Genomic DNA, 26,045 nt, shown 5'->3' with positions numbered 1-26,045 from the left:
CGGAATCCTAATATGTATTTACATACGTGGTAGTGCTAGGGATATAGGTATAGACAAAACCCCCTGCAAGCGGGTTTCCGTTATTGTCAAAGAACTATTGCCGACCATTGGGGATCTGGATTGCCATAGTTAAGCCACGTAGATGTTTGATAGTTTGATAGGAATGGCAATCGTCGTGACCGCCCCTGAAGACGTATCTGTTACTGTGTCTATGGCGGTATAGTTATCTGTTCCTGGTGAATATGCCCCGCCGCATGTCTATCCTGAGAATGTCGTTGTGGCCGAAGTTGGTGATGCTACGGAGCATGTTCCGGAACTATCAACCGATCCCGATGGAACAAAAGCAATAGACCAAGAATGCGTATATGGCCCCGTTCCACCTGATGGCGTTATAGTCACTGATCCGGTGGTGACTACCGGTCTGAATAGGGGCGGACTGCTATTTGCAGATGCGGACAAAGATGTAGGCGACGCCACCAGCGATAGCGGAGATGCATTAAGTGACTTCCACGAGCCGCCCACGCCAATCCATGCCCCTGTAATGGATTTCCATGAGCCGCCCACGCCGATAAATGGAGTTATAGGAAGCCATGCACCGCCCACGCCGATATTCATCATGCGTGTTGGAACCAGAGTTGGCCGTTAGCCGGCGTACCGGTCGGGGCTGATGCAGAAACCGTAATAACGCCGACATTGGCCGCGATGGCATAACCCGAAAGTACCAGTGTGGCCTAAGCGCCGATTCCACCCAATGCCGCCGCCGTTCCTGCCGGATCTGCGCCCACATCAGCCGCAGTAAGCGCGCCATAAGCAAGAGCGGTGCCATTGGAAATGGGGACTTGCCGATTGGCACCAATGCCAAGCCGAGCGGGTGCGCCAGCCGTACCGCCCACAATGAGATCCCCGGCCACCGACATAGGATTGCTGAACCCCACAATGCCCGTCACCTAATCCCATATCACGTTGCCTAGCGAATCCTTGACGATCTGGCGATAGGAGGTCGAGTTAGCGCCCCACGCGATGCATTCCCCATTGGCATCAAGCGTGATGGGATTGGGGTTTAGCGTGTTCTGTGCCTGATCCTGCCACGTATTGGCTGCTGTCAGCGTACCCGGCAGGTAATATGCTACACTTCCGCCCACGAGAGGGTTGCCGTTAGCATCCGTATACTGCTATTTGGCGTTCTGGATTAGCTGGCTCATTGGGGTTCCCGCGAATGGAAAAGGGTTATGTGTTGCCGTGGCATTTCAATGTCAGCATCGTATTTGGCGTGCTGATCTTGCTGGTTGAGAAAAGCAGCATGGACATGCCGGGATTCTGGGCCGACAACTGGTGGCCCCTGTTACGGCTGATCGGCGGCTTTTTTGCCTTCCTGTGGTTCATTGACGCCTGCACCAATGGGCCGACACGACGCGCCAATGATCGCTATTTCAAGAGCCAGCGGAATCAGTGATTGTAGATCTGCTATGTCCCCAGCGTTGCGGCAGGAAGCGCCGCACCCTTGCCGCCCTGAATGAGCTGATTTAGCAGCTGCCTAGCAACTCCGGGCTTCATCTTGTCTAGCGCCTATTGCAGCTGTTCAGTGCCAGCCTGCCCCGGCTTGAACAAGAGATTACCCAGCGCCGTAGACTGCGCTTGACTGGGCTGCATCAGGTAGTTGGCTACACCCTTGACGCCTGACGTAATTGCTGACCCCACATTGCCCGATAATAGCTGCCTGCCAGCGTCCGCAAGTGGTTGTGCGGCATCGGCCTGTCCCGCCAGTCGCCGTGCTGTCTGCGATCCCTTCAAGACCTGATTGCGCGTCTGCGCAAAGGTCGATTCCGCTTCCATCTGCTGCTGGAACTTGGCGAACGCTGCCGGATCATCGAAAGCAGCGGCAATCTTGTTGCGAATAAGGTCATTGCCGAAGATGCGGCGAGTTACGTCGGCGCCGTCCTGCGCACCTGAAATCTTGTCCTGCAACGCGCGCGTGACGCCCTACAAGTAAAACTGCTTGTCTCCATCGGAAAGATTGCCAACGATCTTGGCATTCACCTCGGGGTCATTGGATAGGGCGCGCTTACCCATGTTCATCGCATCGAGCGATTGCGACGGGCCGGCATAGGCTTCACGAGCAGCCGCATAGTCAGGATTCAAGCTGTCAAGATTGTTGACGTAGGATGCGCGCAGGTTGTTGATGGCACGGCCCTGACTGTCGAGATTCAACTTGCCAGTCGTCGGATCGCGGTACTTTTCCAGCATGTCATCCAAGCCCTGTTTTGCTGCATCCAGGGCTTTCATGGTCGGTGCAGTCGGCGTGGAACCATCCGGGTTGAAATATGCCTTGGGATCGAACGCCTCACCATTCGCAGCCGCATTCGTTTCCGCAATCTTGGCGCCATCTTTCATAGCGGCTTGGATCAACGGATTCTGCAGCTGCACGGATAGCTTGTCATTCGGAATGACGGGATTCGACAGCGCTTTGTCATACAGCGGAGCGGCATCCTGTGCGCGCTGCGCCATGAGCTGATCGGCCTCGGCATGAATGTTACCCGTGACACCTGTGGCATCCTTCACAGCCTGATTCACGCGGCCAGCCTGCGAGCCAGCGCGAGACTCTAGGGCTTGCTGCGCTATATCCGATCCGGCACCCGGTGAATTGGCAACCGTCTCGGCGGCATTGCGCACATTCGCCCCGCCTGCATCGGCAAGCATGCCCTGCTCGCCCAACGCCGTCGCTTTCGCCATGGCTTGGGCGGGGGTCATGCCATCAGCCTTAAACGCCTGAACTAGCTTGTTGACGGCAGCGCGCTATGTAGCCGCTTCAGACATGTCGGTGATCGGAGATAGCATGTTCTTTCCGACCGTGGCAGCTGCTCCCAAGACCTTGCCAGCCAATGCACCAGCAGGACCAATCGCCGCGCCGTATTCCATTCCGGTGCCCACGGGTTGCCCTGTATAGGCTGCTGCTTGTCCGCCGATCTGAGCGCCCTACGCCACCTTGGAGGCGAGTCGCGTTGCGCCACCCGCAATGCCCTCCATGCCAGCACCCGCCGTACCGCTTAGCAGATTGGCGCCACCTTGAATGATCTTGGAGGCTATGGGCGCGGAGTCGGCCACGCCAGCAGCTAAGCCTGTAGCTCCCGCGCCAGCCAGTGCGCCACCCGTCGAAATGAGCGGCGCGATGACAGCGGTTTGCCCGATGACATTACCCAAGCCGGCTGACGTGCTTTTCCCATAGGCCGCATCGTATTGCGCAGCATTGGACGCATCGTTGACCTTCGACTGACCCAATGCGGGGGCAAGCTTGTTCGCCGTATCTGGCGATACACCCGCCGCCGTCAGGGCGTTGCGGATCTTCGCCGAGACACCCGCCTTTGCCGCCAGATCGCCAAGCAGCTCTGCGGGCTTATCAACCGTCCGCATCGCACCGTTGTAGACGCCATGCAGCAATGGCGCGGGCGAAGCAACAACAGACGGCGAGAAATGCGCGTCCATATCGTCCACGGTCAGGGCTTTCGGCGCTTCCGTCTATGTTGGGATCAGCGTCTATGTCGAGGCGTGGCTTCCGAATTGTGCATCCATGTCGTCAATGGACGGGGGTGCGGCGGTATTGTCCAATGCGTTCCCCTGATTACTTGCCGTTCTTCACGGGCTGGATGCCCACTGCCTGCATGCTATCTAAGAGTTGCTGCTTCGAACCCTTGTCCAGCGAACTCCAATACTTCGATTGCTCCGCTGCGGGCAGATGGTTGAACTGGAACGCGGCAGCATTGGGCACTTTATTGTTCCACTGCGTCTGGAACTGGCCGAACGACTGCGGGCCATTAGAAGCCTGATACTGCTGCCATGCTTCGCCCTTGGCCTGTTTGTAGTCCACCAAGCCCTGCAACATGCCCGTAGCAGCACGCGCCGCTTCCGGTGTCATCGTGGCATTCGGTGTCGCCGCCATGACAGCACTCATTTTGCCATCCGTAGGCACGCCGAGATTGCTCGATACCGTGCTGAGCGTGGCGAGCATCGACGCCTTGTGCATGAGCTGCGAGGACGTGGCCTGTTCGTTGGATACGCCCAGCTGCGTCAGGATGCCGCCAAGCTTCGTCAGCTGATCATTCAGCGGACCCGGATTCGCGCCGGAAATCTCCGAGGCAACCTGCTGCAATGCTGCCCGAGTCTGCGGCAATGCAGCCATATCGTTAGTAAGCGCCGCGCCACCCTCGCCCGCCTGACGTCCTGCCGCCGTAGCAGCCTCGGCGACACCGGGAGCTAGGCCGGTAGGGACGCCGCCAGAAGAGGCGCCAGGGGCTAGAACGGGCTGTGGGTTGCGCCCCTGTGCCGCAAGCTGCTGCTGCAACCATGCTTGTGCGGCGGGAGCGTTTGCTCCGGGTCCGCCCTGATTCGCCATCTGCGTTGCTTGCGCGGTCAGTTCATCGACGCTTGGCACTGCGCCGCCGCCGTTCTGCATATGCAGCACATTGCCAAGATTCTGCACGGTCGGCTGACCTTGTGCGTTGATGATGGGAACCTGCGTAGCCAGCTGCGACGGCCCAAGCTGATTCGGCACGGGGGTTGCGCCCGCAATGGGGCCAATCGAACCCGCTGCTGCGTTGGTGTTGATCGGCACATTGGCCGCGCCATTGTTGACCATGCCGACTGCTGGGGCGAGTGAAGCGGCAGATTGCTGGGCAAAGGCATAACGCGCCGCAATGGCCTGATGAAGCTGATCCGCATTCATCATGGATGCTTGCCCGATCAGATCAGCACCCTCTTTCGCATCCATTGGGTGCGCCGGATTAGCCACCAAATCAGCCACCACGTTCTGCACGTCTTTCTGACCGATTGGCTTTCCGGATTGCAAAAGTGATCCAAGCGAGTTACCTACAGCGGTAAAGCGCTGGAATGCCTGCTGTTGTTGCTGACCAGCATTGCTAATACTAGTTGCCGCATTACTCTGACCGGCCTGCGATGCGGCAATGGCAGATCGAGCCGCCACGGGGTCATTGGCTAGACTCTGGTTGAGCAGCGCCGTATTGAGCTTGCCGTCAGGACCGATAGCGCCCTGGAAATCCTTACCCGCCGCACCCTGCGAACGAAGCGTCAATAGGTTCTGCTGGGCATTCGCTAAGTCGGTGGCATTCTGTGCCATCGTCAGCAGGTTGGAAGGCTATGCGGCCCCCTGCCCAGCACGAAGCGGGATGCTTGCATCAATACCCATGTCAAACTCCCGCGAACTTGTTATACATCAGATATTGCGATGCTTGGTTGGTCGAATTCGTCAAGGCATTAGACCAAGCGTTCGCCGCGCCAATGGTGCCGGCAGCGGATGCGTTAGCCGCCCCCATCTGAGCCTATGTGGCCTGATTGACAAAGCTGGTTCCTAGCGTGCCCGACTGAGCCGCCGCATTCTCACCCAGTGATGCGCCGCCCATGAGCTTGTTATAGGCGTTCTGCTGGTTCGCGGAGAAAATCTGCTGCTGCTGCGTCAAGGTATTGCTGGCAAGCCCGGTGGCATAATCGGCGGCGCCTTTCATGGCGGCGCCAGAGCTTCCAAGGCCTTTGGAAGCAAATCCGTTCTATGCCGCCTCAAGCCCCTGCTGCTTGATGAACTGATAACCCGGCGTGGATTCAAGCTGCGCCATGGTTGGATCAAAGTTGGCAGTCAATTCAGGCATGCGTTGCTAGAGCGCAGTGTTATAAGCCTACCCTGCCTTCTGATAAGGCATCAGGTCATTGCGCGTCTGCGCATACTTCTGCATGGACATGCCGGCAGAATTGTTCGCCGCGTCTGCCTATGTCTGCGCCGCATCCTGGGCGCCACTGGATGATATCTCAGCACCCGCCACAGCCCCAACAATGCCAACGCCAGCCGCAATTGCAACAACCATGGTTAATCCCCCAACAGCTTTGTGAACACAATTTCGGTTTCATTGTATCCTGCAGCCTTGAATAGCGCGGAGTGGTTTAAGTGCAATTTGGTTGCGGTGAAAATGCGCTGCACGCCTCGCGCCTTGAGCATCTTTTCAACGAAGGCGAACAGGTCTTGCCCGACGCCTCGCTTACGGTACTCCTTCTCTACGAAGTACACATCGGTATAGGCCGTCAAGCTGTCCGCGTAGTGCAGGTGCGCGCGGATAAGACCCGCCCAATACCCGACAATCTCGCCCTTGTGTCGCGCTACGATGATATATAGCGCCCCGTAGGCATCCTGTCGATCGTACTGGTCGTAATCGACGTTAAGGCTGATCACGTCCTGATGTACCGCAACCTCTTCCCAATGCTTGACCCACAAACGCCCAGCATCATGGCGAAAGCTGCTCCACGGCTCGACGGCAAAGGTAATCACTCGGCGTTTCCTTCCAGAATGCTGCGCATCAGGTATTCAAAGAAGTCTTCGCCTTCATCCATTTCGTAAATCAGCATTAGCGTGTCCTCAGATCGACAATCATGTGAATGCGCTCGACGGCGCTGTTGTTGATGACTTGGTGCTTCGGTACTTCGCTGCCATCGGTGCGGTCTTTACCGTTGTCGAACCACCAGCATTCGCCCGGCGCCATGTAAACCTGCTCGTCGCCGGCCTCAAAGACGACGCCCGGAGCACTCTGCAAAACAATATGGTGGCGATCCCAGTAGTTCGCATGGGCCGGCGTATCGGCGTGCTGGAAGATTCGCCCTCCCGGTTGAATGCGATTGAGCATGACGCGGCCTAGGCGAGTTGCCCCGACATAGCTCATCAGGTTCATCACCAACTGACGCGCCTGCGGAATGCGGCCATAGATGGGCTGATCGATGCATTCGTGCTGATCGTAACCGGGCCGTCGCAGCAATTCCTCGGCCTGATCTTGCGTTTCGGCCACGGTGCGCGGCGGAAAGCGAAGAATGATGCTGTCAATCTCACCAAATGGGCCTTGTGGATAGGACCGCAGATAGGTGTCCTCATGCCACCAGTCGGCATTGCGCGTCACGGCCGCCAGCAGCGGCATCACGTCAAGACCTTGGGCAAGTCGAAGAAAGTTTTTCATGCGGGGAAAAGGCTCATGGTGGGAGCTACTGAATAAGTGACCGTCACAATGTCGCCGTTACGGACTGAAACGCTTGACGTTACACCCAGGGTTGCCGAGGTTGCTCCGCGAGCCAATGAGACGGCGGAAACGGTGCCTCCCGAGATAGTGACGACGCCGCCAGCAATTGCGGTATAGGCAAAGGGTGATGCGGTTACCGTGATGGAGGATGCTGCGGCAGGAGATCCTGAAAAGGCCACAAACAGACCTTCGCACTGCGAGCGTCGCATGGCCTGATTCGAGCCTGCCGTGGCGTTGCCCACCAAGAACGACTGCGTTTGATTTCCCGCGAGCGCGGCATAGCGTCCATCAGCCTGCGACAGATTGACGGCGTTGGAACTGTCTGTGCCCGCTGCGACGTTAAACGCCTGATTGGCATTTCCTGCTGCGGGGGCGCTGATCGAGCCTGACGCGCCACCCTAATTGGCCCATAGCGAGCTAATGAGGGCGCGCCAGACCGGCATAATGTTGCCAGACTTGTCCACCATCGGTGAATTGAGCTGCGGAAAGGGCTGGCTCATGACGCCGAAGCCTCCACATCCGCATAGGCGCCATTGAGGGCCGTCATAACCGGCGATGACCACGACAGTTCGAAAATGCGGTCACGTGACATGCCGAGGCGGCGGAACTGGATGCTCTGCAGGAACTGGCCTACGGCACCCAGGGGCTGCGTGATGGCATTGCCCCAGCTCGCACCGCGATCATCGCTCCACCGCAGAGAAAGGATGGGCGGATCGGCATTGGGATCGGTCTGCGCGCCCGTCTGCATATCGGCAATGAACTTTCGGTAGATGATGCGCTTCAGCTCATTCACGACATGCGGGAACGATCGAACTCGCTTGATCGGCGTTCCGTTATCGGTGTAATTGTTCTGATCCAACGCGTACAGGTTGCCATTGCTCCAATCGCCGACGACGTAGGAGCCGTAGGCGTAGGCGAAGACGTTAGAGCGATGGCGATGCTCTATACCATTGCTGTCCAGCCATACGCGCTCATGCCACAGCTGGCTAGAAATGTCATAGACCCACGTCCTATCGGCAGTCGGGAAGTTAAGCACATAGAACATGTGCCCCTCTTCCTGATACACGTAGCCGATGGCATCCGACAGCGCCGCATAGGTGGAAAACTCATGCTCGATAGCATGCGTTGAAATACGGGTCACGTTGTAGTTGCTGCCCATAAGCACGATGGACGTACCCTGTGGGTCTTTGCTGATCCAGAAAACGGCCAAATCCTGCGAAGCAACAGAGTTTTTTGCAATGCAACCGTGTTGAATGAAGGCGCCAGGCACTTCCTGAAACGGGAACGCCGCCGAACCCGCGTTGAACCATACCTCCGTCGTCTAGTCGCCGATCAGCCAGATTTCCCGGTGCATGACCTCGATAGCCATAAGCTTGTCGGCATAACCTGTCTTGTTAGCCAGATAGAGTGGATCGAACGTCACGCTATTGCTGAGCGAGGTGTAAAACGTCTGCGTACCGGGCTTGTTGAACAGGAAAAAGGTGTCTAGATACCGAACGCGGTCAGATCCGACAAAGGCTCCCGTGGGGTCAACCAGCGTAGCGAAAGCATTCGTGGTTAGGTTGATCGTGTAGCCGTTCACTGTCCCGTCAACCAACACCAGTGTCATGCCATTGTCAGCCATGGAACATAGCGTGGTGGCTGGCGTGATCGTTCCAAGCAGGGTCAATGACCATGACGAGCCAATTGCGTATACGTTCTAGCCGCAAACGCCATAGAGCTAGCCATTACTAGCAGGATAGAGGCAGCGCCATACATTCGTCGCAGCGGTCGCCAACAAGGTCAGGCCCGGCGTGGGATAGTGCGTGATGAGCGTTGGCGCACCCGCCATCTAGGGCATGCCTTGAAACGATTCCATCTGGTTAACCTACGGGTACAGATTCACGCAGCGTTGCGCTGAGGCGATGATTGAGCGGGCCTCATAGGCGCCGGATAGCAGGGCGAGCTGCATTAGTAACTCTGATCCGAGTACACGTTATACAGGCTGTCTCGCGTCAGGCTTGGCGAGATGGTCAGGCGCGGGATCTGCGCATTGGCGTTGCGGATGACGTTCAGCGATGTCATCGCCATCGTTGTAATGGTCGGTTCGGGCTGCAGTCCATACATCGGGCGCAGCCGTGCGGCGAGGTTGTATAGCAATGCCTCCTGATACTCCGGGGGTAGGTTCATCGTGCTGGTGAGATTGGTGAACGCGGTGAGCTGCGTCTTGACCGTGATATGCACCTGATAGTTCGTGGCCGAGGGTGCCGGCCAGATGTAAAGGTTTCCCAGCGGGAAAGCAGCGTCGTAGAACGCCACTTGCGGAAAGGTCTACATACCCTTGAGCGCGAAGCGGTTGTAATCCTCGCGGGCCTCGACCAGGGCCAATGGATAGTCCACCGGCAACGGGCCATTGGTAAGGCGAACGAAAGCCGCCTCTATCTTGTCGGGGCGAGGGATATTTACATCGCCGCTAGCTCCCACGGTGTAGGACAGCGCGCCAGTGGGCGTAAAGAACACGTCGTCCAGCGAGTAGACCAGCCAGCGTTTGCGCTGCCATTGCGCCAGCATCATGTTCATGACAGTTAGGGCGTCGTTGGAATCTTCCGCCTAGGCCGTCTAGCCGATGCCCAGCACGCCTGACATCTTCAAGGCGAGATTGATAATGCTGCCAGCAGTCGGCAAGACGTTAGCCATTACTTGTCCTTACGGTTGTACGGGCGTTTGACGCGCTCGGCAGGTTCGCCGGCAGACTCCAGCAGTGCCGCCTCTTCGTCTGCATCCTGCACGATCACGTCACCAACCCACTTGGGATATTCCTGATAGACGTAATCAGGGAACTTGATGTGGTCGTATCGGTTCATGGTGAAGCCCTGAAAATGACGCCCCCGAAGGGGCGCCAAAGGGTTGAGGTTAGATTTTGTCAGCCACGATGCAAGCCCACTCCGGACGCACCCACTGCCAGCCATACAGCACGTCAAGACGCGTGATGAACTGGTCGGTGGACACGTTGTACTGGCTCACCATGCGCATCGACACGCCGTCGTAAGACTCGCGAGCGGCATCATGCACGCCCTTGGGCATGATCAGGTCGGCGGTCGCCAGCGTGACGGCCTCCGGACGCAGCACGAAGTTCTTGCGATAGCTCTCGCTGGCCTGAGACACCACCAAGATAGCCGCACCCGATGCCGGCGATACGTCCACGGTCGCATACTGCACCGTGCCGCTCGCACCCGGAATCAACGCCGGGTAGATCGGGATCGACGTGGCCGAGGTCGCCACATCGGCGGTCACCACGAACTGTCGCAGCGTGCCCACCGATGTCTTGGTGACGCGGTTCAACTGGTTCACGCCGGCAAAGGTGATGATGTCACCCTTCTTCAGCGGACCAGCCAGCGCCGAGGTGGTGATAGCCGAACCGGTCTGCGACGCGCCCGACACAGTGCCCAGCGTGCTGTAGGCACCCGTGGCATGCTTCAGCACGGTCTGATCGCTCATCCACGACTCAATGCCCAGCGCCGGACCCATCATTTCACCAGAAGTGAACTGACGCGAGACGGTGCCGGTCGGATTGAACAGTCCGGACAGGCTGGACACGGTACGTGCCTGCGTGTACGGGTCCAGGATCGCCTTGCGGCCACCACGGGGGGCGGAGTTAAGGTCAAGGTTAGCGCCCGCCAGCAACCACTCATTGGCGGTCGGGGTGACCACAGCGCCGGCCGAGGTGTTCGACACATAGTTGCAGATGGATTCCGCGCCCGTCATGACGTTCTGCGCCACGGAACCGGCGAGGTTGTTCACCATCGGGGCGAGGATGCGCTCCGAATAGTCCTGCAACGACAGGGTCAGATCCTGCGAGCTGTACTGCACGTCAACGTGATCCTGATTGGTCAGGGTCAGCGTGGTGTTCGGCTCGACGGTGTTCTGCGGAGAGGCGGTAACGGTGCCGGTGGTGACGGTGAAGTCATTCGGAAGGCGGATGCGCAGGGAGCTGCCGATCTTGGCGCCATCGCGGGCGAACTAGTCGTCGTACTGGCGGTTGATCGACCCGATGAAGGCGTTGCTGTTCTTGAACAGACGAACGGCCTCACGCGTGATCTGGTTGAGGGTGAGAAGGGTATTGCTCATGGTGCATTAACTCCGAGATGAGGGATGATGGTTACTTCGCCAACTGCTTTTCACGCCACGCAACCCATTCCTTCATGGACATTTTTTCGGGGTCGTCGGAATGAACTGCCGTGCCGCCAAGCGGCTTGATCGGCGCAGGGGCATTGGATACAGGAGGGGCTTTCGACAGCTTCTGGCTGAGTTTCGTCAGTTCCAAAGCCATCTTGACGGGAGAAAGGGCCAGCACATGCGCGCCTTCATCGAGATTCTTTCCGAGGTGGTAGAAGATTTGCGAACCATTGGGGAGGGAGTTGACCGCTTCCAGGAATTCGCGACGCCCATCCAAGCCACCCAGCAACTGGTAACCCTTCACAGCCTCGTCAAAGTCCGGCAGCACTTCCTTGCCCTTCTGGTAAGTGGTGTTGCACGCCTCGTTAAATGCCTCGACCTCACGCATTTCTGCCGCACGCCGGTTCACGAGGGCATCAATGTCGGTCGGCGTTTCCGCTGGCTGACTGCCATCTTCCGGCTTGCGGTTTCGCAGGGCATCAGCTAAGGCAGTCGCTGCCTGTGCCTCCCTACGGGCCTCCCACTTCTCGCGGGTGAGTTCGTCAATGCGCTTTTGAAACCATGGGGCGCGTTTGGCGTGTTCACCCTCTGCTTCGGTCGGAGTTTCCTCGGCCTTGGCAACGTCGGTTACTTGCTCCGATCCCGTGTCGGCAGCGTTATCAGTGGCGGGAATAACCGCAGCTTCTTCGGTCTGCGTACCGTTTACTTCATCAGTCATCATCGGCTCTTTATTGGCTAGTGCCCGGTTGCCCACCGGTGGGTTCTTGAGCGTCGTCAGCGCCCTGATTCAAAATGTCATTACTTGCCCCGATCACATTGCCCATGTCCTGCTGCATGGCCTCAAGGACCAGCTTGTGAACCATGGGCGCAAAGATGGCGGGGTCGATATCCTTCAACACGGCAGCGCGATCCGTTTCGGCCTTGTACACGTCGATCGCCTTCTGCTGCTCGACGCTGGTGCGCTTGCTCTTCTCATCGGCAAGGTTCTGCGTCATGGATTCCAGCGCCTTACCCATGGCGCCTAACTTCTGCTGCATCTCCATGACTTGCGGCGACGGACCACCCAAAGCCTGCGGGGGGACCATATTCTTGAGGCGTTCGGCCAACTCTTCCGCCATCGGGAAGTCAGCGGCCTTCATGATCAGGTCGCCCGCAATCTGCATGATTTCCGGTGACTGCGTGGCAATCAGCGTCAAGGCGTTGAACGCTTCCTCACGCTTTGTCGCGAAGGCCGGCCCGACTTCGGAGATAACGTCATACTCGCCGACTGACGGGTTGAAGATGGCCGCAATCTGACTGCCCTGTTGCTGCTGCTGGGCCTAGTAAGCCTGTTGTGCGGATGGGTCAAGCTGAATCTACTGCTGGTCTCCGTTCTCTTCCACAATCCGCAGAACGCGCTTGGTGTCGTAGATCTTCGGGATCAGGTCGATCAGAATGCGTCCCGTAAACCGGATCGCGATGGCCTGATGGTCAATGTAGTGATAGGTCGCGTTGTCGCCCTTGCGCTGGCGTGCCTGAATCGCAATACCCGTCTTTTCGTTGGACTTCTCGCCGAACTGCGCTTCGTACTGACCGCTGACAGCTTGCAGTTCCTCGCCGGAAACCTGCAAGCCTTGCAGATAGGCTGGGGCGAACGTGGGCGGCGCTTGACGCGACGGCGGAGGGATCGCCTTGCCCTGATCGTCAAGCCCGTTGTAGGGCAACAGCGCAAGGTTGTCGCGGTTCGCCGACTCCCAGTACACCTCTAGCCCCGAGATAGCCTCCACGGGCGCGATATAAGGTGTCTTGGACTGCAGCGCGACGAACTCGACCGCTGCGCTAGTCCAGTAGTTGTAGGTACGCTGCGGGTCTTTCAGTGCCCGCGTATGGCCCTTGCGATCCAACTTGCCGTCAATGACGGTCTCTTCGCCAATGACTCGGACAATCGGGATGTATTTGCCGGGCCAGATGTTCTTGTCCGCAATCTCATCACCGACGATCAGGAACCACTCAATCTCCTGCTCGATAATGTCGCGAACCTTGGCGTTCGGATCGGCCAGCATCTCGGCGCGAATCTCAGGCGGTAGGTTACTCGCCTTGACTACGCCTGATTCCGTGGCAATCAGCTTGTCTTTCTTCTCCTTGCGGCGGTAATACTCGGCAACGCGTACTGTGTCCTTATCGCTCCAACCGTCGCCAGACTCGCCCAGCGTGCCATGCGGAGCAGAGTCCTTGTACTTCGGGTACTCCTTTTCGAACAGCTCGCGCGGACGATCCTCGTACACGAAGGCAAAGCGCGCATCGGAGCCATCAACCTCCGTGATATCCGGATCAAGGTAGATCGTCAGTGGATCTTTGACGCGACGGAGATAGATTTCCTGATCGAAGGTGCGTTCGTTCGGGTAGTCCGTGACAACGCGCCAGTAGCCAATGCCAGCCTCGATCTGGAACGTGTTGGCCGTGTCATAGACACTCTAGGCGTTCGAGATGTATTCGATGTGGCGAACGATGCCTTCGAATATCTCGGCGGCTTCCTTGGAAGCGCCGCCACCTGTCGGGCTGACCTTGACGCTGGCCTTGTTCTGCCTACAGTCGTTGATGATCTGCAGGTTGTGTTGACGCGTCTTGTTGATCGTCAGCGCGGGACGGTTGTCGATAGCCCGCGCTTTGCGAATCTCGTTCGGCCACTGGAAGCCGTTATCAGCATCGGCATTGGCGAACTTGTAATCGTCCTCCCACGACTAGCGCGCAGACGACTCCCAGTCCTGGCAACGCTTGAAGCGCTTCTTGGCCTCGCTAACGATATCTTCAGGCTTCATCAATTCATCCACGCGCCGTCAACGACCGGAGCATTCAGGTGCAGCTTAGGCTTCATGGTTTGCTTCGGGGCGCGCGTCAGGCCGGGGAACAGTTCAGTCAGCACCCATATCCACGCATCAGCGCGGTTAGGCGAGTTCTCGCCCGTGAATCCCGAGGTGGAGAAGGCTGTCAGTTCGTCCTCAAGGTCATGGAAGACGCCGACATGGCGCACCTTGCCTTGTTCGTACAGTGCCGAAAACGGCTCGGCCCGCACTGCCTTGCCGCGTGTTGCTGTGACCTGCTTGTAAGGCGTCCGTGGCCGCGCGGTCTGGATCACATGCTGCACCATTGCGCCGCCGTAGTTGATTTCGCCTACCACGAGATCTGCGGCGTGGCGGTCAAAAGCGTCTGTGGCGATCTTGCCCCAAGTAGCAGGTCCCGCTTTGACGGTGTAATCGGCGAGCAAGTAGGCATTTCCATCGGTACCAATGCCACCAACAGAGATTCCAATGGCGTCATTATCGGCGTTGTCGGCATCACCAGAACCTGATGGATCGACTCCAACCACGACGCGGACCATGTCGGGCACGATGCCATCCTGTACGCGCCACTTGTCGATGACCTCGTCAGTGAACAGCGCGTTGGGTGTTGCATCGGCGAATTCTCCCAGCAGGAATCGTTTGCGAAGGCGTGCGCTTAGCCCCTACAGCGTCTCAAGGTAGCCATCAGACAGGTTGTCCGCGTTGTCCTGCGGGTTCAGCTGGAAATAGGCGTAGTCGGCCGGATTGGCAAGGTTCTGTTTCGTCTCCGGATCGCGCTTCATCACGAATAGCTGATATGACCAGTGCGCCTTGCTCGGCGGGTTGCAGTCGTAGTACATGCGCGGCTTGAGGAACCCACCAGCACCATCCTTGATGACCTGCATGACACGCTGGGCTAGTCGAGTAATCGCAATGCCTACGCTGCCATAAGGAATCTGGCTAGCCTCATTGAGATAGATCGTGGCGTATTCCTAGCCGAGAATCTTTTCGGTTCGCTCCTTATCATCCAGACCCGCAAACCAGATCTGCGAGCCGTTCGGGAACTCCACGTACCAATCCGTCTTGTTGAGGTTCCACTTCACGCCGGGGAACGCTAAGTCCATCACCTTCGGGAACGTATCCTGGACGATGGACGACTTCACGTGGTTGAAGCGGAAACGGAAGATGGCGTGTCGCGACTTAGGAGCCTTGAGCGCACGGAATACGACATTGCGCACCAACAGGAACGTCTTGCCACTGCGCGAGCCACCGAACAGCATGATGTGCGTGGCGTCACCCGCAAGGACAGCCTAGGCAAGTTGCTGGCGTGCGGTGAACTTCACAGTGCCTCGTCGTGGCTAGTCGCCTGAATGATGATCGCGCCGCCACCTTCTCCCGTGAGCTGCAGCGGCAAGACCTTGCCAACCAAGCCCATGAACGCAACGGGCTGATCCTTTGAGCGGGCGACGAGATAGTTTTCACCACCCGCCTTATCAAGCGCGCCAAGGATCATCGCCTTCACGTCCGCTGTGATCTTGTTCGGAACGCCTTTGCGCGAACCGCCGCCCGTTTTAGTTCCCTTTGCCATGACACAGCGTCTCAGTTTGCGATGATACTGTAGACTACGGGTACTTCTAGCGCAGTCCACGGAAGGTGGCGGCGAGCGTAGGATTCGAACCTACATACGACGGGTTAGAGCCGCCTGCACTACCACTTGTGCTAGCCCGCATCAAATCATTCACAGGTGCGAGCGCAGATCCGCAATGGCCTTGTTGAACTTTTCCTCAAGCACCAGAAACTCAGACTTGAGATGCTCAATAAGCCCATAGACATGCGAGGTTGCCGCACTTACTGCGGGTGACACTGGCTCAGCTACAGCGGGGGCTTGCTCAACAACCGCTTCGGCCTCAACTGCTGGTACAACCTGTTCTACTTCGTCAGTCATTGGTATTCATCTCTTCGTCTTTAAGCGGGAAGGCGCGGTCTATCGCCTGAATGTCGGACTCGGTAATGTCTATGCCTAATGCCGGACAGCATTTTCTCAGCATGTCCAAGGCAGCTAAGCGCAACTCCTTTGCGGTGACTGCTCTAGCGGTCATGGCGATTACCACTCAATGGAGTAACTTGCTAGCCGGGTCGTCCAGCGACTTAGCCGCAGCCCTAAGCAGCGCGGCCCGGATCAGCATTGCCATGACGTTCTGCTTCACGTAGCAGCGGATGAGGTCAGCCGCCGCCTGATCGGTCAGTTCGTCGTCAGTCATGAGACTTCGGCACAGTGGGCGGCTTAACCGGCTCTTCGCTCTCACGCGTCCAGATCAGCGCACCCAGTGCGATCCATCCAGCAATGAAGATCAGCGCGCCGAGGATGTGCAGTAGGGTCATTTCCGCTCACCCATCAATACGGCTTGGAGTGCCCTGATTTGGGCGTCAGCGTCTGCGGCGAGTCGAATAAGATCTGCCGCGCCTTGCTCTCGTAATGCGGTGTCTGCATCAGGCTTGCCGGCACTGGCTGCGGCTGCGGGTACACCCGGACATGTCCACTGGTGGCGCAGCCTGACAGTGCCAGCACGCAAAGCAGCAATAGTGTCTTTGTACTTTTGTACGGCATTGGCGTTGTCCTGCATCATCTGGCGTTCGGCGGCAGCGGTTACAGCTTCCTGGCGCTTCTCTATAGCGGCAGCAACAGCCTTCTGCTCGATAAGTTCGTTGGCGTCACGCGCCACGATGGCGGCAACGTTGGCGTCGCCCTTGGCCTTACCCGCCTCGTAACGCGTGTGGCCGTAGTACCAAAAACCGTAAAGTATCAGGATCAGTGCAGCCCCATAGGCATACAGTCGGGTCATCGCGTCACCTCGTCCAACTGCGTCTTGGTGAACATCAGCGGGAAGGCGCCCATGACCTTTATGAATCCGTTCGGGCTGAGCTGCAGATCAAGCACTGAGGTAACGGCGACTAGCTTGCCGTCCATGCTGAAAATACCGCTGCCGCTATCACCAAAATAGCCGTTGTAGTCGAGGATGTAGAGCATCTGTCCGGCGATGACTGCATAGCCCGATACGTACCCATGCCGGTACATGTCGCGCAGATTGCCGGGATTGCCGAGATTGAAAATCTCTTCGCCCTGATATACCTCGGGCTTTACCTCCACCCAGTGCTTATATGTGGTCAGAACGCGAACAATGGCGTGGTCGCGGTGATCCAGAACAACGCTCAGCACTTCAACGGGAACACTATCGACGGCGAGAGTCTTAGTCCTGGTCAGGCAGTGTTCTGCCGTCAGGATGGCATGAGGCCCGATAATCGTTCCGCTGCATGTACCGTTATCTATCGTCAGCAGTACGGTTGCCTTATGCACCCGCGCCATAGGGCTGATACAACCCGACAGCCCCACACACAGTAGGGCGGCGAGGATGCGCATGGGTCAGCTATCCGTGGGTTTCTTGGCTACGGCGGAATCGGCAACGCTCGACCCGAAGTAAAGGCCCAGCGTCCATGTGGTGAAGCTCACCCATTGCTCAGATGTGAGTATGTGGGCGATAAGCAGACCCAGCCCCGCAAGGAATGCGGCACAGGCCAGTTTGAATTTGGAGTGTAGAAACCAGTTGGTCATGGCTGCACACACAGCGCGTACTCGCCCTGCCTGCGTGCTACCAATCCCTTGAGCTTCCGTCCGCCGCTATACGTCCATCGCAACAGATCGCCACACCAGACAGCGGGCGGCTGGCCTTCATTGAGCTTGCGCACCAGCGATGAGTGACACGCGGCAGTGACGCCCACGTTCCATTCCCAGCTCGCCAGCGCAGCGGCTTGATTGATCGTGATCGGCCGATGAATACACGGCTCGAACTTGCCCCATTCGATGGCTAGGCGCTTGTCCAGGCGCGCAAGGCATTGCTCCATCGTGAGCTTCATGCCCCACTTCACGTCAGGGCCAGTCTCGCCAGCACAGACGGTCGCCACGCCATTCACGTCGGCGTAGGTATGCGGGACGTTGCCCTCGTAATGGATAATCAGGGGAGCGGCAACCATCAGCAAGGCACCCAGCGCAATGCCGGACTTACCTTTAGCAGCTGGCATCGGGCGGGTATTCGTCGTCGTGACGGTGCTTCAGCCATCGCGACAGTCGGTAAATCTGCTGCGCGATCAGGCCCATGGTGTAGACAAGCGCGGCAATCTGCACAACGTCAGGAAGGGACACGCCAAAAATGGTCAAGGCTGCGGCCCCAATGGATGGTGAGGCTTTCGCCAACTCTGTCTGTACGTCTTGCGGGATCTGCATTGGCGTTCCTGTCTATGGCCGCCAATGCGGGCCGGTTGGGTTACTTGATGGCCGTCACTTGACCGGGCTTACGGCTTGGCGAGCGCATCAGGCCGGTCGAGTTGTCCTCACCCGTGATGGCGCCAGTCTTGTACTCCACGAACAGGGCGTTGAAGCCGTGCGCGTCGGCGTACCAAGCACAGCCATGCGGGAAGATGATCTGGCCCTTCTCGCACTCGACGTATTCGGAATCGCCGTCAAGCTCAACCTCGATATCACCAAGGTCGATTGCTTCGTCCTCGGGCTCATCGGTCATCGCGGCTCACTCGTCCAGCCACCATCGCCGTGCGTCCACTTCCTTTCGGGTAAGGACTTCACGTAATCGGCATAGCTGCCGAAGATGCGCGCCAGTGACTGCTCAGAATCGACCTCGGCAATGCTGGGTTCGTCGGTCATGGCTGGTTATCCTAGAAACGGATGCGGGTACGTATAACGGTGCTGAATTCAGTCCGGGATAGCGCCCCACGGCGGCGTTGACTGCCTCTCGGCGGTCTGCGGTAGATCAGTTTCATCTAACGGAAAGAGTGAGTCGTGCCAATCCGCCAATCAGGATGAACCATTTCAGGTTCCCCTCTCGCACTGCCGCAATATGATTTGGGGAGACGGGCCGCGCTAGCCCTTATGCACGTCCGGTTTCGACCTTAACGTCGGCTCAGCGGACTCCGGAGGTCACCACGGCAGCTAACCGTGATCGTGTGTACGTGCATTCCCCAAAGGTGAATCAACGGAACGGAGGCCTGTGAGCGCACCTTTTCAGTCCGCGCTATCGTCGTGACTGCCGTCGAAAATGAATCGCCGCCCGTTCGAGCTTGCCGGCCTTGCGAGGCTTCGGGAGATTTCGGTAGAGGCCGGGCGGCAAAATTTGTGGATTTACTATCCTTAGAAACAGCATACCAATGCGTCAGGTATTGCCGTCCCACTTAGATTCGTTGCGGCCAAGTGCGCCCGGTCGCATCCTCCCACCGCTGCGTGAACCAGCGATTGAACTGTCCGGTTCGGCACTGCTCCATGTCGGCGCGGAATCCCGCAATCAGGTCTTTCGCCTGACTGCACACCTCATCCCTCACCCGCTGATACGCCTGCTTGCCACAGCCGAACCGCTCGCAACGTGACGTGATGCCCGGCACATCCTCAAGATCGCCCCAAAGGGCCATGAACACGCCGTCACGCGCTGCTTGATGGCCCCAGTCTGTCCGGTAGCTCTCGACAAGGTTGCGGCGACGTGGGCCGACGCCTTTGCCGCTGGCAAACTTGGCAGCTACCTCGTAAGCCCAATCCTTGATGGCTCGGCGCTGGCTCATGTCTTCGGCAACGTTTGCCAGATACAGTGATTGCGCGACTGGATGCGATCCAACCATGCGGCACGTCGAAAGCCACCACGCAACGCTTGCGTCAGAGTGGCCCCACCAGTACGCAGCAGTACGCTGGTCGGCGTCAGGGTCCTCGCGCTGCTCGTGTACGGTCTTGAGCATGGCGACGATTTCAGCAGCAGTGAAGGCGGTCATGTGGCGGCCCTCGCCAAGCTAAACCGATGCTCGGCGTTCTCGTAATGCTCGCGAAGGTATCGGGCGACGCTCATGCCCTCGTACTTGCGGCAGAGGTAGTCCAGCGTTAGCGGCATCTCGCAGAACGTGCCGTCGCGCACTTCGTTAAGCACCACCACGCCGCGCCAGTGGCTGTTAGCCATGCCCTTGTAGTCCTCGTCGTGCAGGTAGGCAGAGCCAGCCACGATGCCCTTGCGGACTACGCCAGTGGCGTACTGTTTCGTTCCAACCTCGTAGCCCTGTACATGCCCCTGCACAAACGACGTGCCGACGTGGTTTAGCTTGTTGTTCGCGGTGCCGCCGATCGCGCGGCCGGTGTTGACCGCCGAAAAGTAGTGGGCATAGATCACTCCATCAATCGTGATCTGCCCCGGTGATCCGCAGTGGTAGTCCACCACTTCCCACCCAAGCGAACGATCATTGAACTGGTGAAAGCCCATCGCGCCGGACAGTTTCGGATTGCGGTCGAGGTAGCGCGTCAGGCGGTTCTCGTGGTTGCCACGCAGCAGGACTTTCCTGCCATTCCACGCGCCCATTGCCTTGTGCAGGATGCTCAGGCCGTCATTGCCAGCCTTTAGATCATCCTCGTAGCGTAGCCCTTCCATGGCGCCGGACTCGGGAGCGGAGTACGTGGACAGGCTTGGAAAGTCCCAGTGATCGCCGATGTGCACAACCACGTCAGGCTTATATTCGCGAATGGCCTTGCCGATCCAGCGCAGGTTATCCAGCGGCTCGCCGGGCTTGCATTGAGTGTCCGGCAAAACAAAGTGACGACGCGGCGCCGTATCCGGCTTGGGAAACGTCTCAGCCCATCGATAGAGCGTCTTGCGCGATATGCCGGTGACTCGGCTTACTTCGCGCTGGCTGGTTCCGTTGGCGAGCATGGTGAGGGCGGTGGACTTGGGGGCGATCATTTGCACAACCCGGCGAAAAATGCGGCCCAAACGGAGAAAATTACTGCCCACGGAATAAGTCCAGCACTACCGCCAAACCGTCTATCAAACAGATCGGCGAGTGCCCACGTTCCACGAAGCACAAGACAAAAAAGAATGACAGACACGAATACGATGAAAGAGGCTGCCAAGTTCATAGCTCACGCCCCGGCAGCGTCATGTGGTGCAACGGGTGTCTCGGATCGGCTACACATGAAGCCTTTGCGGCTACATGGTCAACATCGCCGATGCCGAAGCCCTTCAACTCTTCAGCGCTCAGCAAGTCGCGCATGGCGTCGATTTCCGCAGCCGTGGCAATGCGCGAACCATTCGGGCTGAAGCTGGCGAGGTAGGCGGATTCGGCGGGGATAGAGTCAGTCCATGACGGCGCGGTGTAATCACGCTCGATCTCTTCCTGCAGCGCAGCCAATGCACGCCATGCAACCTTCGTGCGATGGCGAACCTTATCGGTGTCTATGGTCCCGCGCGCCATGAAGTGCCGCATAAGGCAATCGTCGTGGTCGGTGGACTTCGATCGATCCCAGTGCAAGTGTTGACCGGGGTTGTGCTGCGCGTTGGCAATGAACGACAAGCCTGCTACAGCTATCAACGCATCCGGGAAATAGTCGATCAGGCCGGATGCGATCGGTACTGTCTTGCGTGATGCAGCATCATCGGGAAGCGTGAATGGCGGAGTGTGTGCGTGCATTGCCTCAACCCTCTTTTGGTTGAGACATTGAAACCCTTATTTGTCCAATTACCCTGTAACTTTTTTGGAAATTAACCCAAGCGCAAATGTCCGGTGGTTATACGGCGTCGTCAGGCTTTTGCATTCGTACCGCTCGCGCATCGCTTCCGCACCATGCTCGTTGAAGTCGAACAGAAACTGCGAAGCCTTGGCGATAATCTTGTCCGTGCCTAGATCTGCAAGCCGGCCCAAGTCATCGGCATATTGCGATTCACGAAGCCCCATTGACCTGAACATCGCCTCGGACTGTTCACGCCACCGCGCAAGCTTACGAATGTTGAACTTGTTCTCGTTCATCACAACCCCTTGGTTATCAGTGCAATGGCTTCGTCAATTTCCCGAATGATGTGAACCTCACCGCCCGCCCTGCCTATCTCCGCATGCACGCGAATCTGTGCGGGCGTCAGCGACTGGTCAGCCTTGGGCTTTGCTGGGTTCTTAATCTCGATCATCCACACACGGCCCCGGAAGATCACAAGCAGATCCATCACGCCGCCACCCGAGCCGGACAGGTCAAGCACGCATGCGCCGATGGCTTTCAGGGCCGCGACAATCGACTTTTGATTTTCGTCCACGCGTCGGCGGTGGTGGATCATCACGCAGCCTCATACAAGCAAGGATTCCGGCCAGATCGCCCCGTTACCGCCTTGCCCGTCCGCCTAGCCATGCCGCGCCTTACGAGGCCCGTGATAACAGTCAGCGCGGTACGTTGATGCAGGCCAAGGATGTTTGCCGCCGCGACAACCGTCATCGGCCCATCGCGTAGAACCTTTGCCATCTTCACCGTGGTTGCTTGATCGGCGGGTGCCTGCGTATCCACTACTCCGCCAAGCCGCTGAGCATCACGCAAATCACCAGCGATGAATGACAGTTTCCACTTAGCGTTGAACGGCCCAACCAGTGACGGCGATCCAGAACGCTGCAACATGTCGGCGTAACGCGAACCGACCCGCGCCATGATGTAGCCCTCGTCGTCAATCGCGTTGACGATCCACTCGCCACCCTGTGCGATCATCACTCCCGCGATTTCATGGGCTGCGCGGTACGGTCCGGTTTCTTTGATCTGGATCATTACTTCACCTTCAGCACAAGTTGGCCGGCGTCGATCAGTCGGCTATGGGTTAGGACAATGGCGCGGTCCATCTGTGCGCGGCGCTCGGCGCGGTCTAGGAGGTGCCCGTTATCTATTTCGTGATGGCACTCGGGGCACAACGCAGCAGTCATGTGACATGCTGACTTCTGACTCATGCCTCGGTCGATGTTGGAATGGGCTACCTGGACGCCCCACTTGCCGCACAGGCTGCACGTTTCGAGCGAGGCCACGGCCTGGAACCACTTTCGGTCGGCGGCGGTGCTGCTCATGCCGCCCTCCTCTCGCGCACATGGAACATCACGCCAAGGCTTGCGCCGAACGCCTCGACCTGTGTCATGTAAGCCGCCATGCCGCGCACGGTGAGTTGCGTCGTGGAACCGATCAGCTCGCGCGATCCATCCGGCAAAATGTCCCACTTGCGGTAGCCTTCACGGCAAAGCTGCGGGTCGTACTCTTCCGGCAAATACTGGCGCTTGAAGTATTCGTGCCACACCTCGGCGCTATACGTCCGCCCGTCGAGATAGCCCTGTTCCTCGATATCGCGCAGCGGGCCAGCCCACATCAAAGAATTCTGGTCAAGCTTGCGCGACTTCTGCTTTTCGCGCAGAACCAGTTCAAGCGGGCTATCGTCATCGAGCGGCGCGTTGTTGATCATCGAAATAGCCGTCTCGCGCTGAATCTTGGTGCGCAGATAGACGGTGCGTGGCGGGTATTCGGCGCGGGAGGCTTGTGCGCTCATAGCTGCCACCCACATGCCTGAGCGAGTCCGCGATACGCCGGCATAGCCACGGCCAGCGCCATCATTTCCGACGCCTTGACTCGCCAGTGGTTCCTATGCGTCCCCGACTTGTCGTAATGCCCTGCCCCGTTGCGCGAGTCGCAGATTTCGCGGGCGAGACGCTCCAACGCTTCGTGATTAATGTTCATCGTCCCACCCTCCCGTGCCGCTTGGCGTCCATCTCGTCCAGGCGGATCAGCTTGTCGATATCCGTTCCGTCGAAAGGTTGTGGCTTGCCCATCGTCTTTCCGCCCTCTTCGAAGTATTTGGCCTTCACGCCGTCACCAAACACGGCGCGGAACTGGTCGATGATTGCCGTGCAGTTGGGGAAGTCGATGCGGATCTGTTCGCGCTTGACTTCATCCCTGCGCACGTTGGCGCGGATCATTTCCACTACGTCAGCCATTACACGTTCTCCCCTGGGAGATTCACGAAGCGCATGGTTTCTTTCAGCCATGTGCATTTGACGAGGCCGGTAGGGCCGTGCCTGTTTTTGCAAACGTCGATTTCGGCAATGCTGTCGTCTGCGTTCTCGTCTGCCGTGCCGGGACGGAACAGGGTTAGGATCTGGTCAGCCTCTTTCTCGATTTCGCTGGAATCGGAAAGGTCGCCCATGCCCGGCTGGCGGCCTTCGGCTTGCCGGCCAACCTGCGCCAGAGCCACTACGGGTATTTCCAGATCACGGGCGAGGTTCTTCAGGCCGCGCACTACCTCGCCTACCTTCTCGGCCTTGTTGGCGCTAGAACGGGTCTGAGATGCCTCAATGCGTTGGATGTAGTCCACGAACAGGACGCGGATGCCGTTCTGCTGCTTCCACTTGCGGGCCATGCGCGAAACATCGGCAATCGTGGGTGAGCTGCGGTCATAGATTAGGCAGGTTCGATCGCACAACTCGCCGACAGCACCTTCCAGCTTTCGTAGGTCGTGAGATTCAAATCGCCCGTTCCTCATACGCTCGGCAGGTACATGGGATTTGATCGACATGACGCGGGCGCCGATCTGCTGCGCGGGTTGTTCGGCGGAAATGATTCCTGATGGCAAGGAACAGGACGTGGAGAAGTTCAGCAACGCAGCTGTCTTACCTTGTGCCGGGCGAGCGCCAATCACGATCAGGTCGGAGTCGTGCCAACCGCCAAGGATTCGATCCAGATCAATCAGGCCCGATGCAATGCCGGGAATCCTTCCGCCCAACGCCTTAGCGCGCTCAGCCTCGGCAAACGCCATCGTCATGGCTTGGCGTAGCGTGAACTCCGACCGCGCCTCTACCTTCTGCAGGGCCATCAGTTGCGTGATGCCGCGATCAACCAGCTCAACGCCGCTTGACTCATTCCCGTAGGCGGATTCGACCAATTGCGTCGCTTGGTCGATCACCAAACGCAACACAGACTTCTCGCGGATAATCTGCGCGTAGGCCGCAATGTTGGCCGCGCTAGGCGTGTTGTTGGACAGCTCGATGCAGTACGACCCGCCGCCAATCAGTTCACTGAGACCGTTGTTGTCAAACCAGTCACCAAGCGTCACGGCGTCGCATGGCTGACCGCGCCCCGTAAGCTCAAGCACGGCCCGCCAGATCATCCGATGGTCTTTCCGGTAAAAGTCCTGTTCCGACAGCTTGTCGGCTAGCGTCTCGATCTTGTCCGGCGCCAGCATCAGCCCGCCGAGAACGGCCTGTTCCGCGTCGATGCTATGCGGAGGAACACGAAGGCCCATGCTGCGCGCCTCGGATATGCGGACGACTGCGTTCATGCTGGGTCACCGTAATTTGTGGATGATCCTTCGCCGAGTAACTTACGTTTTTTGGTTGGAGTACCGGGGGTGTGCGCTCCATTCGTCAGCCACGCCGCCTTGAACGACGCCCAGCCGCGCTCGCAGCTTTCGGTAAGCGCTTGCTCAAGCGACATTCCGGCCTTCTCAGCCTCGCGCTTAATCCCGGTTACGGCGGTTTCCGTGAGTGGCTGCTTTTTGGCCTTTCGAATCGCGAGGAAGTCAGCAACGATTCGTTCGGAGATGCCAGGAAGAAGATCGACGCCCTTGGGCGTAGTCTTTTGCTCTTTCTTCTCTTCTCTACTCTTCTCTTCTCTAGTCTGCTTTTTGTCTTCATCATCTGCGGACAGAATGCGGACAGAGTTGCGAGTGTTTTTCTTACGTTTCTGATCCTCTGCGCGCCGCTTTGCAGACTGCCCGTTATGCTCCGTAAACTCAGGCAACGTAAGGGTTTCAAGGCCATCAAACAGAAGCCAGCCGACTGATTCCATCGCCCTAGCAAAGCCGTCCCAGCCGATGATGTGATCAAGTGCTTCCGGCGTATAGCCCCTCAATTCACCGTCCTCGGAATGTGTGTCGAACACACTCCACACCGCATGCAGTCCGCCGACAACACGAAATTTGTCCGTATGCGTTGCGGACAAAATGCGGACAACTTTCGGATGCGATTGCAGGTCAATGCGCATCTTGATCCAGTCGCCAGCCATTACCGCCCCACCCCCATTCGCGCTTCCATGCGCCGGATCGTGTCGGGGCTACGGGTAGCAATCAGCCGCGTCAGGCGTGCCCAGGCGTGCCTCGCAGCCTCGTGGTCATGCGCTGCTATGGCGCGCTCACAGACGGCGCTTGCAACG

41 protein-coding genes and 1 pseudogene are annotated in these 26,045 nt (G+C 58.2%); 1 reads left to right on the top strand and 41 read right to left on the bottom strand.

From position 1 onward, the window contains the following. Positions 1-258 precede the first annotated feature (258 nt). Positions 259-615: a hypothetical protein gene (locus EAH75_RS20110; protein ID WP_428993498.1), complete on the bottom strand. Its 357-nt coding sequence runs from the start codon at positions 613-615 to the stop codon at positions 259-261. Between the two features lie 601 nt (positions 616-1,216). Between EAH75_RS20110 and EAH75_RS01505 the strand changes: the two genes are divergently transcribed. Beyond that, positions 1,217-1,453 (top strand): hypothetical protein, encoded by a 237-nt coding sequence (locus EAH75_RS01505; protein WP_140803880.1) that lies wholly within the window; start codon positions 1,217-1,219, stop codon positions 1,451-1,453. A gap of 113 nt (positions 1,454-1,566) precedes the next feature. Here the strand turns inward: EAH75_RS01505 and EAH75_RS01500 are convergent, their stop codons facing one another. The 40 genes and pseudogenes from EAH75_RS01500 to EAH75_RS01335 all read right to left on the bottom strand — a co-directional run bounded on the left by EAH75_RS01500 (position 1,567) and on the right by EAH75_RS01335 (position 25,898). Continuing rightward, positions 1,567-1,965, bottom strand: coding sequence for a hypothetical protein (locus EAH75_RS01500; RefSeq protein ID WP_140803878.1), 399 nt, complete (start codon positions 1,963-1,965; stop codon positions 1,567-1,569). A gap of 15 nt (positions 1,966-1,980) precedes the next feature. Further along, the gene (locus EAH75_RS01495; RefSeq protein ID WP_140803876.1) at positions 1,981-2,748 is read right to left on the bottom strand and encodes a hypothetical protein; all 768 of its coding nucleotides are present in this window, start codon (positions 2,746-2,748) and stop codon (positions 1,981-1,983) included. Positions 2,749-2,973: 225 nt separating this feature from the next. Next, complete coding sequence (locus EAH75_RS01490; protein ID WP_140803874.1) at positions 2,974-3,489, bottom strand: hypothetical protein; 516 nt, start codon at positions 3,487-3,489, stop codon at positions 2,974-2,976. Positions 3,490-3,616: 127 nt separating this feature from the next. After that, complete coding sequence (locus EAH75_RS01485) at positions 3,617-5,128, bottom strand: hypothetical protein (protein ID WP_140803872.1); 1,512 nt, start codon at positions 5,126-5,128, stop codon at positions 3,617-3,619. 202 nt (positions 5,129-5,330) lie between these two features. Continuing rightward, the gene (locus tag EAH75_RS01480) at positions 5,331-5,513 is read right to left on the bottom strand and encodes a hypothetical protein (RefSeq protein WP_140803870.1); all 183 of its coding nucleotides are present in this window, start codon (positions 5,511-5,513) and stop codon (positions 5,331-5,333) included. Between the two features lie 356 nt (positions 5,514-5,869). Next, the gene (locus EAH75_RS01475; RefSeq protein ID WP_161596261.1) at positions 5,870-6,325 is read right to left on the bottom strand and encodes a GNAT family N-acetyltransferase; all 456 of its coding nucleotides are present in this window, start codon (positions 6,323-6,325) and stop codon (positions 5,870-5,872) included. 76 nt (positions 6,326-6,401) lie between these two features. Next, positions 6,402-7,001 carry an aspartyl/asparaginyl beta-hydroxylase domain-containing protein gene (locus EAH75_RS01470; RefSeq protein ID WP_140803866.1) on the bottom strand — a complete coding sequence of 200 codons (600 nt, stop codon included), beginning with the start codon at positions 6,999-7,001 and terminating at the stop codon, positions 6,402-6,404. A gap of 556 nt (positions 7,002-7,557) precedes the next feature. Further along, positions 7,558-8,220, bottom strand: a complete 663-nt coding sequence (locus tag EAH75_RS01465) for a hypothetical protein (protein ID WP_161596260.1) — start codon at positions 8,218-8,220, stop codon at positions 7,558-7,560. A 162-nt stretch (positions 8,221-8,382) separates the two neighbouring features. Beyond that, a complete protein-coding gene (locus EAH75_RS01460) occupies positions 8,383-8,685 on the bottom strand; it encodes a hypothetical protein (RefSeq protein ID WP_140803862.1) in 303 nt (100 codons plus the stop codon). Between the two features lie 326 nt (positions 8,686-9,011). Beyond that, entirely contained in the window at positions 9,012-9,359 is a 348-nt protein-coding gene (locus tag EAH75_RS01455) for a hypothetical protein (RefSeq protein ID WP_140803860.1), read from the bottom strand. Positions 9,360-9,371: 12 nt separating this feature from the next. After that, the gene (locus EAH75_RS01450) at positions 9,372-9,620 is read right to left on the bottom strand and encodes a hypothetical protein (RefSeq protein ID WP_140803858.1); all 249 of its coding nucleotides are present in this window, start codon (positions 9,618-9,620) and stop codon (positions 9,372-9,374) included. Between the two features lie 116 nt (positions 9,621-9,736). Then, the gene (locus EAH75_RS19575; RefSeq protein WP_161596259.1) at positions 9,737-9,904 is read right to left on the bottom strand and encodes a hypothetical protein; all 168 of its coding nucleotides are present in this window, start codon (positions 9,902-9,904) and stop codon (positions 9,737-9,739) included. A gap of 49 nt (positions 9,905-9,953) precedes the next feature. Then, positions 9,954-11,039: a P22 phage major capsid protein family protein gene (locus EAH75_RS01445; protein WP_206666202.1), complete on the bottom strand. Its 1,086-nt coding sequence runs from the start codon at positions 11,037-11,039 to the stop codon at positions 9,954-9,956. 160 nt (positions 11,040-11,199) lie between these two features. After that, entirely contained in the window at positions 11,200-11,934 is a 735-nt protein-coding gene (locus EAH75_RS01440) for a hypothetical protein (protein ID WP_140803856.1), read from the bottom strand. 10 nt (positions 11,935-11,944) lie between these two features. Further along, positions 11,945-12,412: a hypothetical protein gene (locus EAH75_RS01435; RefSeq protein WP_140803854.1), complete on the bottom strand. Its 468-nt coding sequence runs from the start codon at positions 12,410-12,412 to the stop codon at positions 11,945-11,947. A gap of 159 nt (positions 12,413-12,571) precedes the next feature. Further along, a pseudogene (locus EAH75_RS01430) lies at positions 12,572-13,648 on the bottom strand (portal protein); the annotation flags it as partial. Positions 13,649-14,013: 365 nt separating this feature from the next. Next, positions 14,014-14,574 carry a hypothetical protein gene (locus EAH75_RS19775; RefSeq protein WP_241668911.1) on the bottom strand — a complete coding sequence of 187 codons (561 nt, stop codon included), beginning with the start codon at positions 14,572-14,574 and terminating at the stop codon, positions 14,014-14,016. A 123-nt stretch (positions 14,575-14,697) separates the two neighbouring features. Continuing rightward, the gene (locus tag EAH75_RS19770) at positions 14,698-14,919 is read right to left on the bottom strand and encodes a hypothetical protein (protein WP_206666185.1); all 222 of its coding nucleotides are present in this window, start codon (positions 14,917-14,919) and stop codon (positions 14,698-14,700) included. 87 nt (positions 14,920-15,006) lie between these two features. After that, a complete protein-coding gene (locus EAH75_RS19765; RefSeq protein ID WP_206666184.1) occupies positions 15,007-15,294 on the bottom strand; it encodes a phage terminase large subunit in 288 nt (95 codons plus the stop codon). A gap of 59 nt (positions 15,295-15,353) precedes the next feature. Beyond that, positions 15,354-15,602: a hypothetical protein gene (locus EAH75_RS01420; protein ID WP_140803850.1), complete on the bottom strand. Its 249-nt coding sequence runs from the start codon at positions 15,600-15,602 to the stop codon at positions 15,354-15,356. A gap of 150 nt (positions 15,603-15,752) precedes the next feature. Beyond that, a complete protein-coding gene (locus EAH75_RS01415) occupies positions 15,753-15,959 on the bottom strand; it encodes a hypothetical protein (RefSeq protein ID WP_140803848.1) in 207 nt (68 codons plus the stop codon). A 166-nt stretch (positions 15,960-16,125) separates the two neighbouring features. Then, the gene (locus tag EAH75_RS19570) at positions 16,126-16,275 is read right to left on the bottom strand and encodes a hypothetical protein (RefSeq protein ID WP_161596258.1); all 150 of its coding nucleotides are present in this window, start codon (positions 16,273-16,275) and stop codon (positions 16,126-16,128) included. Beyond that, positions 16,268-16,396, bottom strand: a complete 129-nt coding sequence (locus EAH75_RS20010; RefSeq protein WP_277752524.1) for a hypothetical protein — start codon at positions 16,394-16,396, stop codon at positions 16,268-16,270. Before EAH75_RS20010 ends, EAH75_RS19570 begins: the two co-directional genes overlap by 8 nt. Beyond that, complete coding sequence (locus tag EAH75_RS01410; protein ID WP_140803846.1) at positions 16,393-16,857, bottom strand: lysis system i-spanin subunit Rz; 465 nt, start codon at positions 16,855-16,857, stop codon at positions 16,393-16,395. The genes EAH75_RS20010 and EAH75_RS01410 overlap by 4 nt, the downstream gene beginning before the upstream one ends. Next, the gene (locus EAH75_RS01405) at positions 16,854-17,432 is read right to left on the bottom strand and encodes a S1 family peptidase (protein ID WP_140803844.1); all 579 of its coding nucleotides are present in this window, start codon (positions 17,430-17,432) and stop codon (positions 16,854-16,856) included. The genes EAH75_RS01410 and EAH75_RS01405 overlap by 4 nt, the downstream gene beginning before the upstream one ends. A gap of 188 nt (positions 17,433-17,620) precedes the next feature. After that, positions 17,621-18,091: a lysozyme gene (locus tag EAH75_RS01400; RefSeq protein ID WP_140803842.1), complete on the bottom strand. Its 471-nt coding sequence runs from the start codon at positions 18,089-18,091 to the stop codon at positions 17,621-17,623. After that, on the bottom strand, positions 18,078-18,293 hold the full coding sequence (locus tag EAH75_RS01395) for a hypothetical protein (protein ID WP_140803840.1): 216 nt from the start codon (positions 18,291-18,293) through the stop codon (positions 18,078-18,080). The genes EAH75_RS01400 and EAH75_RS01395 overlap by 14 nt, the downstream gene beginning before the upstream one ends. Before the next feature lie 40 nt (positions 18,294-18,333). Further along, positions 18,334-18,588 (bottom strand): hypothetical protein, encoded by a 255-nt coding sequence (locus EAH75_RS01390; RefSeq protein WP_140803838.1) that lies wholly within the window; start codon positions 18,586-18,588, stop codon positions 18,334-18,336. Then, positions 18,585-18,728, bottom strand: coding sequence for a hypothetical protein (locus tag EAH75_RS19565; protein WP_161596257.1), 144 nt, complete (start codon positions 18,726-18,728; stop codon positions 18,585-18,587). Before EAH75_RS19565 ends, EAH75_RS01390 begins: the two co-directional genes overlap by 4 nt. Positions 18,729-19,252: 524 nt before the next feature. Beyond that, positions 19,253-19,837 carry a hypothetical protein gene (locus EAH75_RS01385; RefSeq protein WP_140803836.1) on the bottom strand — a complete coding sequence of 195 codons (585 nt, stop codon included), beginning with the start codon at positions 19,835-19,837 and terminating at the stop codon, positions 19,253-19,255. Continuing rightward, a complete protein-coding gene (locus EAH75_RS01380; RefSeq protein ID WP_140804975.1) occupies positions 19,834-20,790 on the bottom strand; it encodes a metallophosphoesterase in 957 nt (318 codons plus the stop codon). Before EAH75_RS01380 ends, EAH75_RS01385 begins: the two co-directional genes overlap by 4 nt. A 172-nt stretch (positions 20,791-20,962) precedes the next feature. Next, positions 20,963-21,517 carry a dATP/dGTP diphosphohydrolase domain-containing protein gene (locus EAH75_RS01375; RefSeq protein ID WP_140803834.1) on the bottom strand — a complete coding sequence of 185 codons (555 nt, stop codon included), beginning with the start codon at positions 21,515-21,517 and terminating at the stop codon, positions 20,963-20,965. Positions 21,518-21,565: 48 nt separating this feature from the next. Further along, complete coding sequence (locus tag EAH75_RS01370) at positions 21,566-21,853, bottom strand: hypothetical protein (protein WP_140803832.1); 288 nt, start codon at positions 21,851-21,853, stop codon at positions 21,566-21,568. Then, the gene (locus EAH75_RS01365; protein ID WP_140803830.1) at positions 21,853-22,152 is read right to left on the bottom strand and encodes a hypothetical protein; all 300 of its coding nucleotides are present in this window, start codon (positions 22,150-22,152) and stop codon (positions 21,853-21,855) included. Before EAH75_RS01365 ends, EAH75_RS01370 begins: the two co-directional genes overlap by 1 nt. Continuing rightward, positions 22,152-22,628, bottom strand: coding sequence for a hypothetical protein (locus EAH75_RS01360; RefSeq protein WP_140803828.1), 477 nt, complete (start codon positions 22,626-22,628; stop codon positions 22,152-22,154). Before EAH75_RS01360 ends, EAH75_RS01365 begins: the two co-directional genes overlap by 1 nt. After that, the gene (locus EAH75_RS01355; RefSeq protein WP_140803826.1) at positions 22,628-22,918 is read right to left on the bottom strand and encodes a hypothetical protein; all 291 of its coding nucleotides are present in this window, start codon (positions 22,916-22,918) and stop codon (positions 22,628-22,630) included. The genes EAH75_RS01360 and EAH75_RS01355 overlap by 1 nt, the downstream gene beginning before the upstream one ends. Beyond that, the gene (locus EAH75_RS01350) at positions 22,915-23,388 is read right to left on the bottom strand and encodes a recombination protein NinB (RefSeq protein ID WP_140803824.1); all 474 of its coding nucleotides are present in this window, start codon (positions 23,386-23,388) and stop codon (positions 22,915-22,917) included. The genes EAH75_RS01355 and EAH75_RS01350 overlap by 4 nt, the downstream gene beginning before the upstream one ends. Before the next feature lie 184 nt (positions 23,389-23,572). Beyond that, positions 23,573-23,833: a hypothetical protein gene (locus tag EAH75_RS01345; RefSeq protein ID WP_140803822.1), complete on the bottom strand. Its 261-nt coding sequence runs from the start codon at positions 23,831-23,833 to the stop codon at positions 23,573-23,575. Next, positions 23,833-25,173: a replicative DNA helicase gene (locus EAH75_RS01340; protein WP_140803820.1), complete on the bottom strand. Its 1,341-nt coding sequence runs from the start codon at positions 25,171-25,173 to the stop codon at positions 23,833-23,835. Before EAH75_RS01340 ends, EAH75_RS01345 begins: the two co-directional genes overlap by 1 nt. Further along, positions 25,170-25,898, bottom strand: a complete 729-nt coding sequence (locus EAH75_RS01335; RefSeq protein ID WP_140803818.1) for a hypothetical protein — start codon at positions 25,896-25,898, stop codon at positions 25,170-25,172. Before EAH75_RS01335 ends, EAH75_RS01340 begins: the two co-directional genes overlap by 4 nt. Positions 25,899-26,045 lie beyond the last annotated feature (147 nt).

Source organism: Rhodanobacter glycinis (assembly GCF_006438785.1).
GTDB classification, from domain to species: domain Bacteria; phylum Pseudomonadota; class Gammaproteobacteria; order Xanthomonadales; family Rhodanobacteraceae; genus Rhodanobacter; species Rhodanobacter glycinis_A.
The sequence above is the reverse complement of the archived record's forward strand: the minus strand, read 5'-3'. Positions and strand labels throughout refer to the sequence as shown.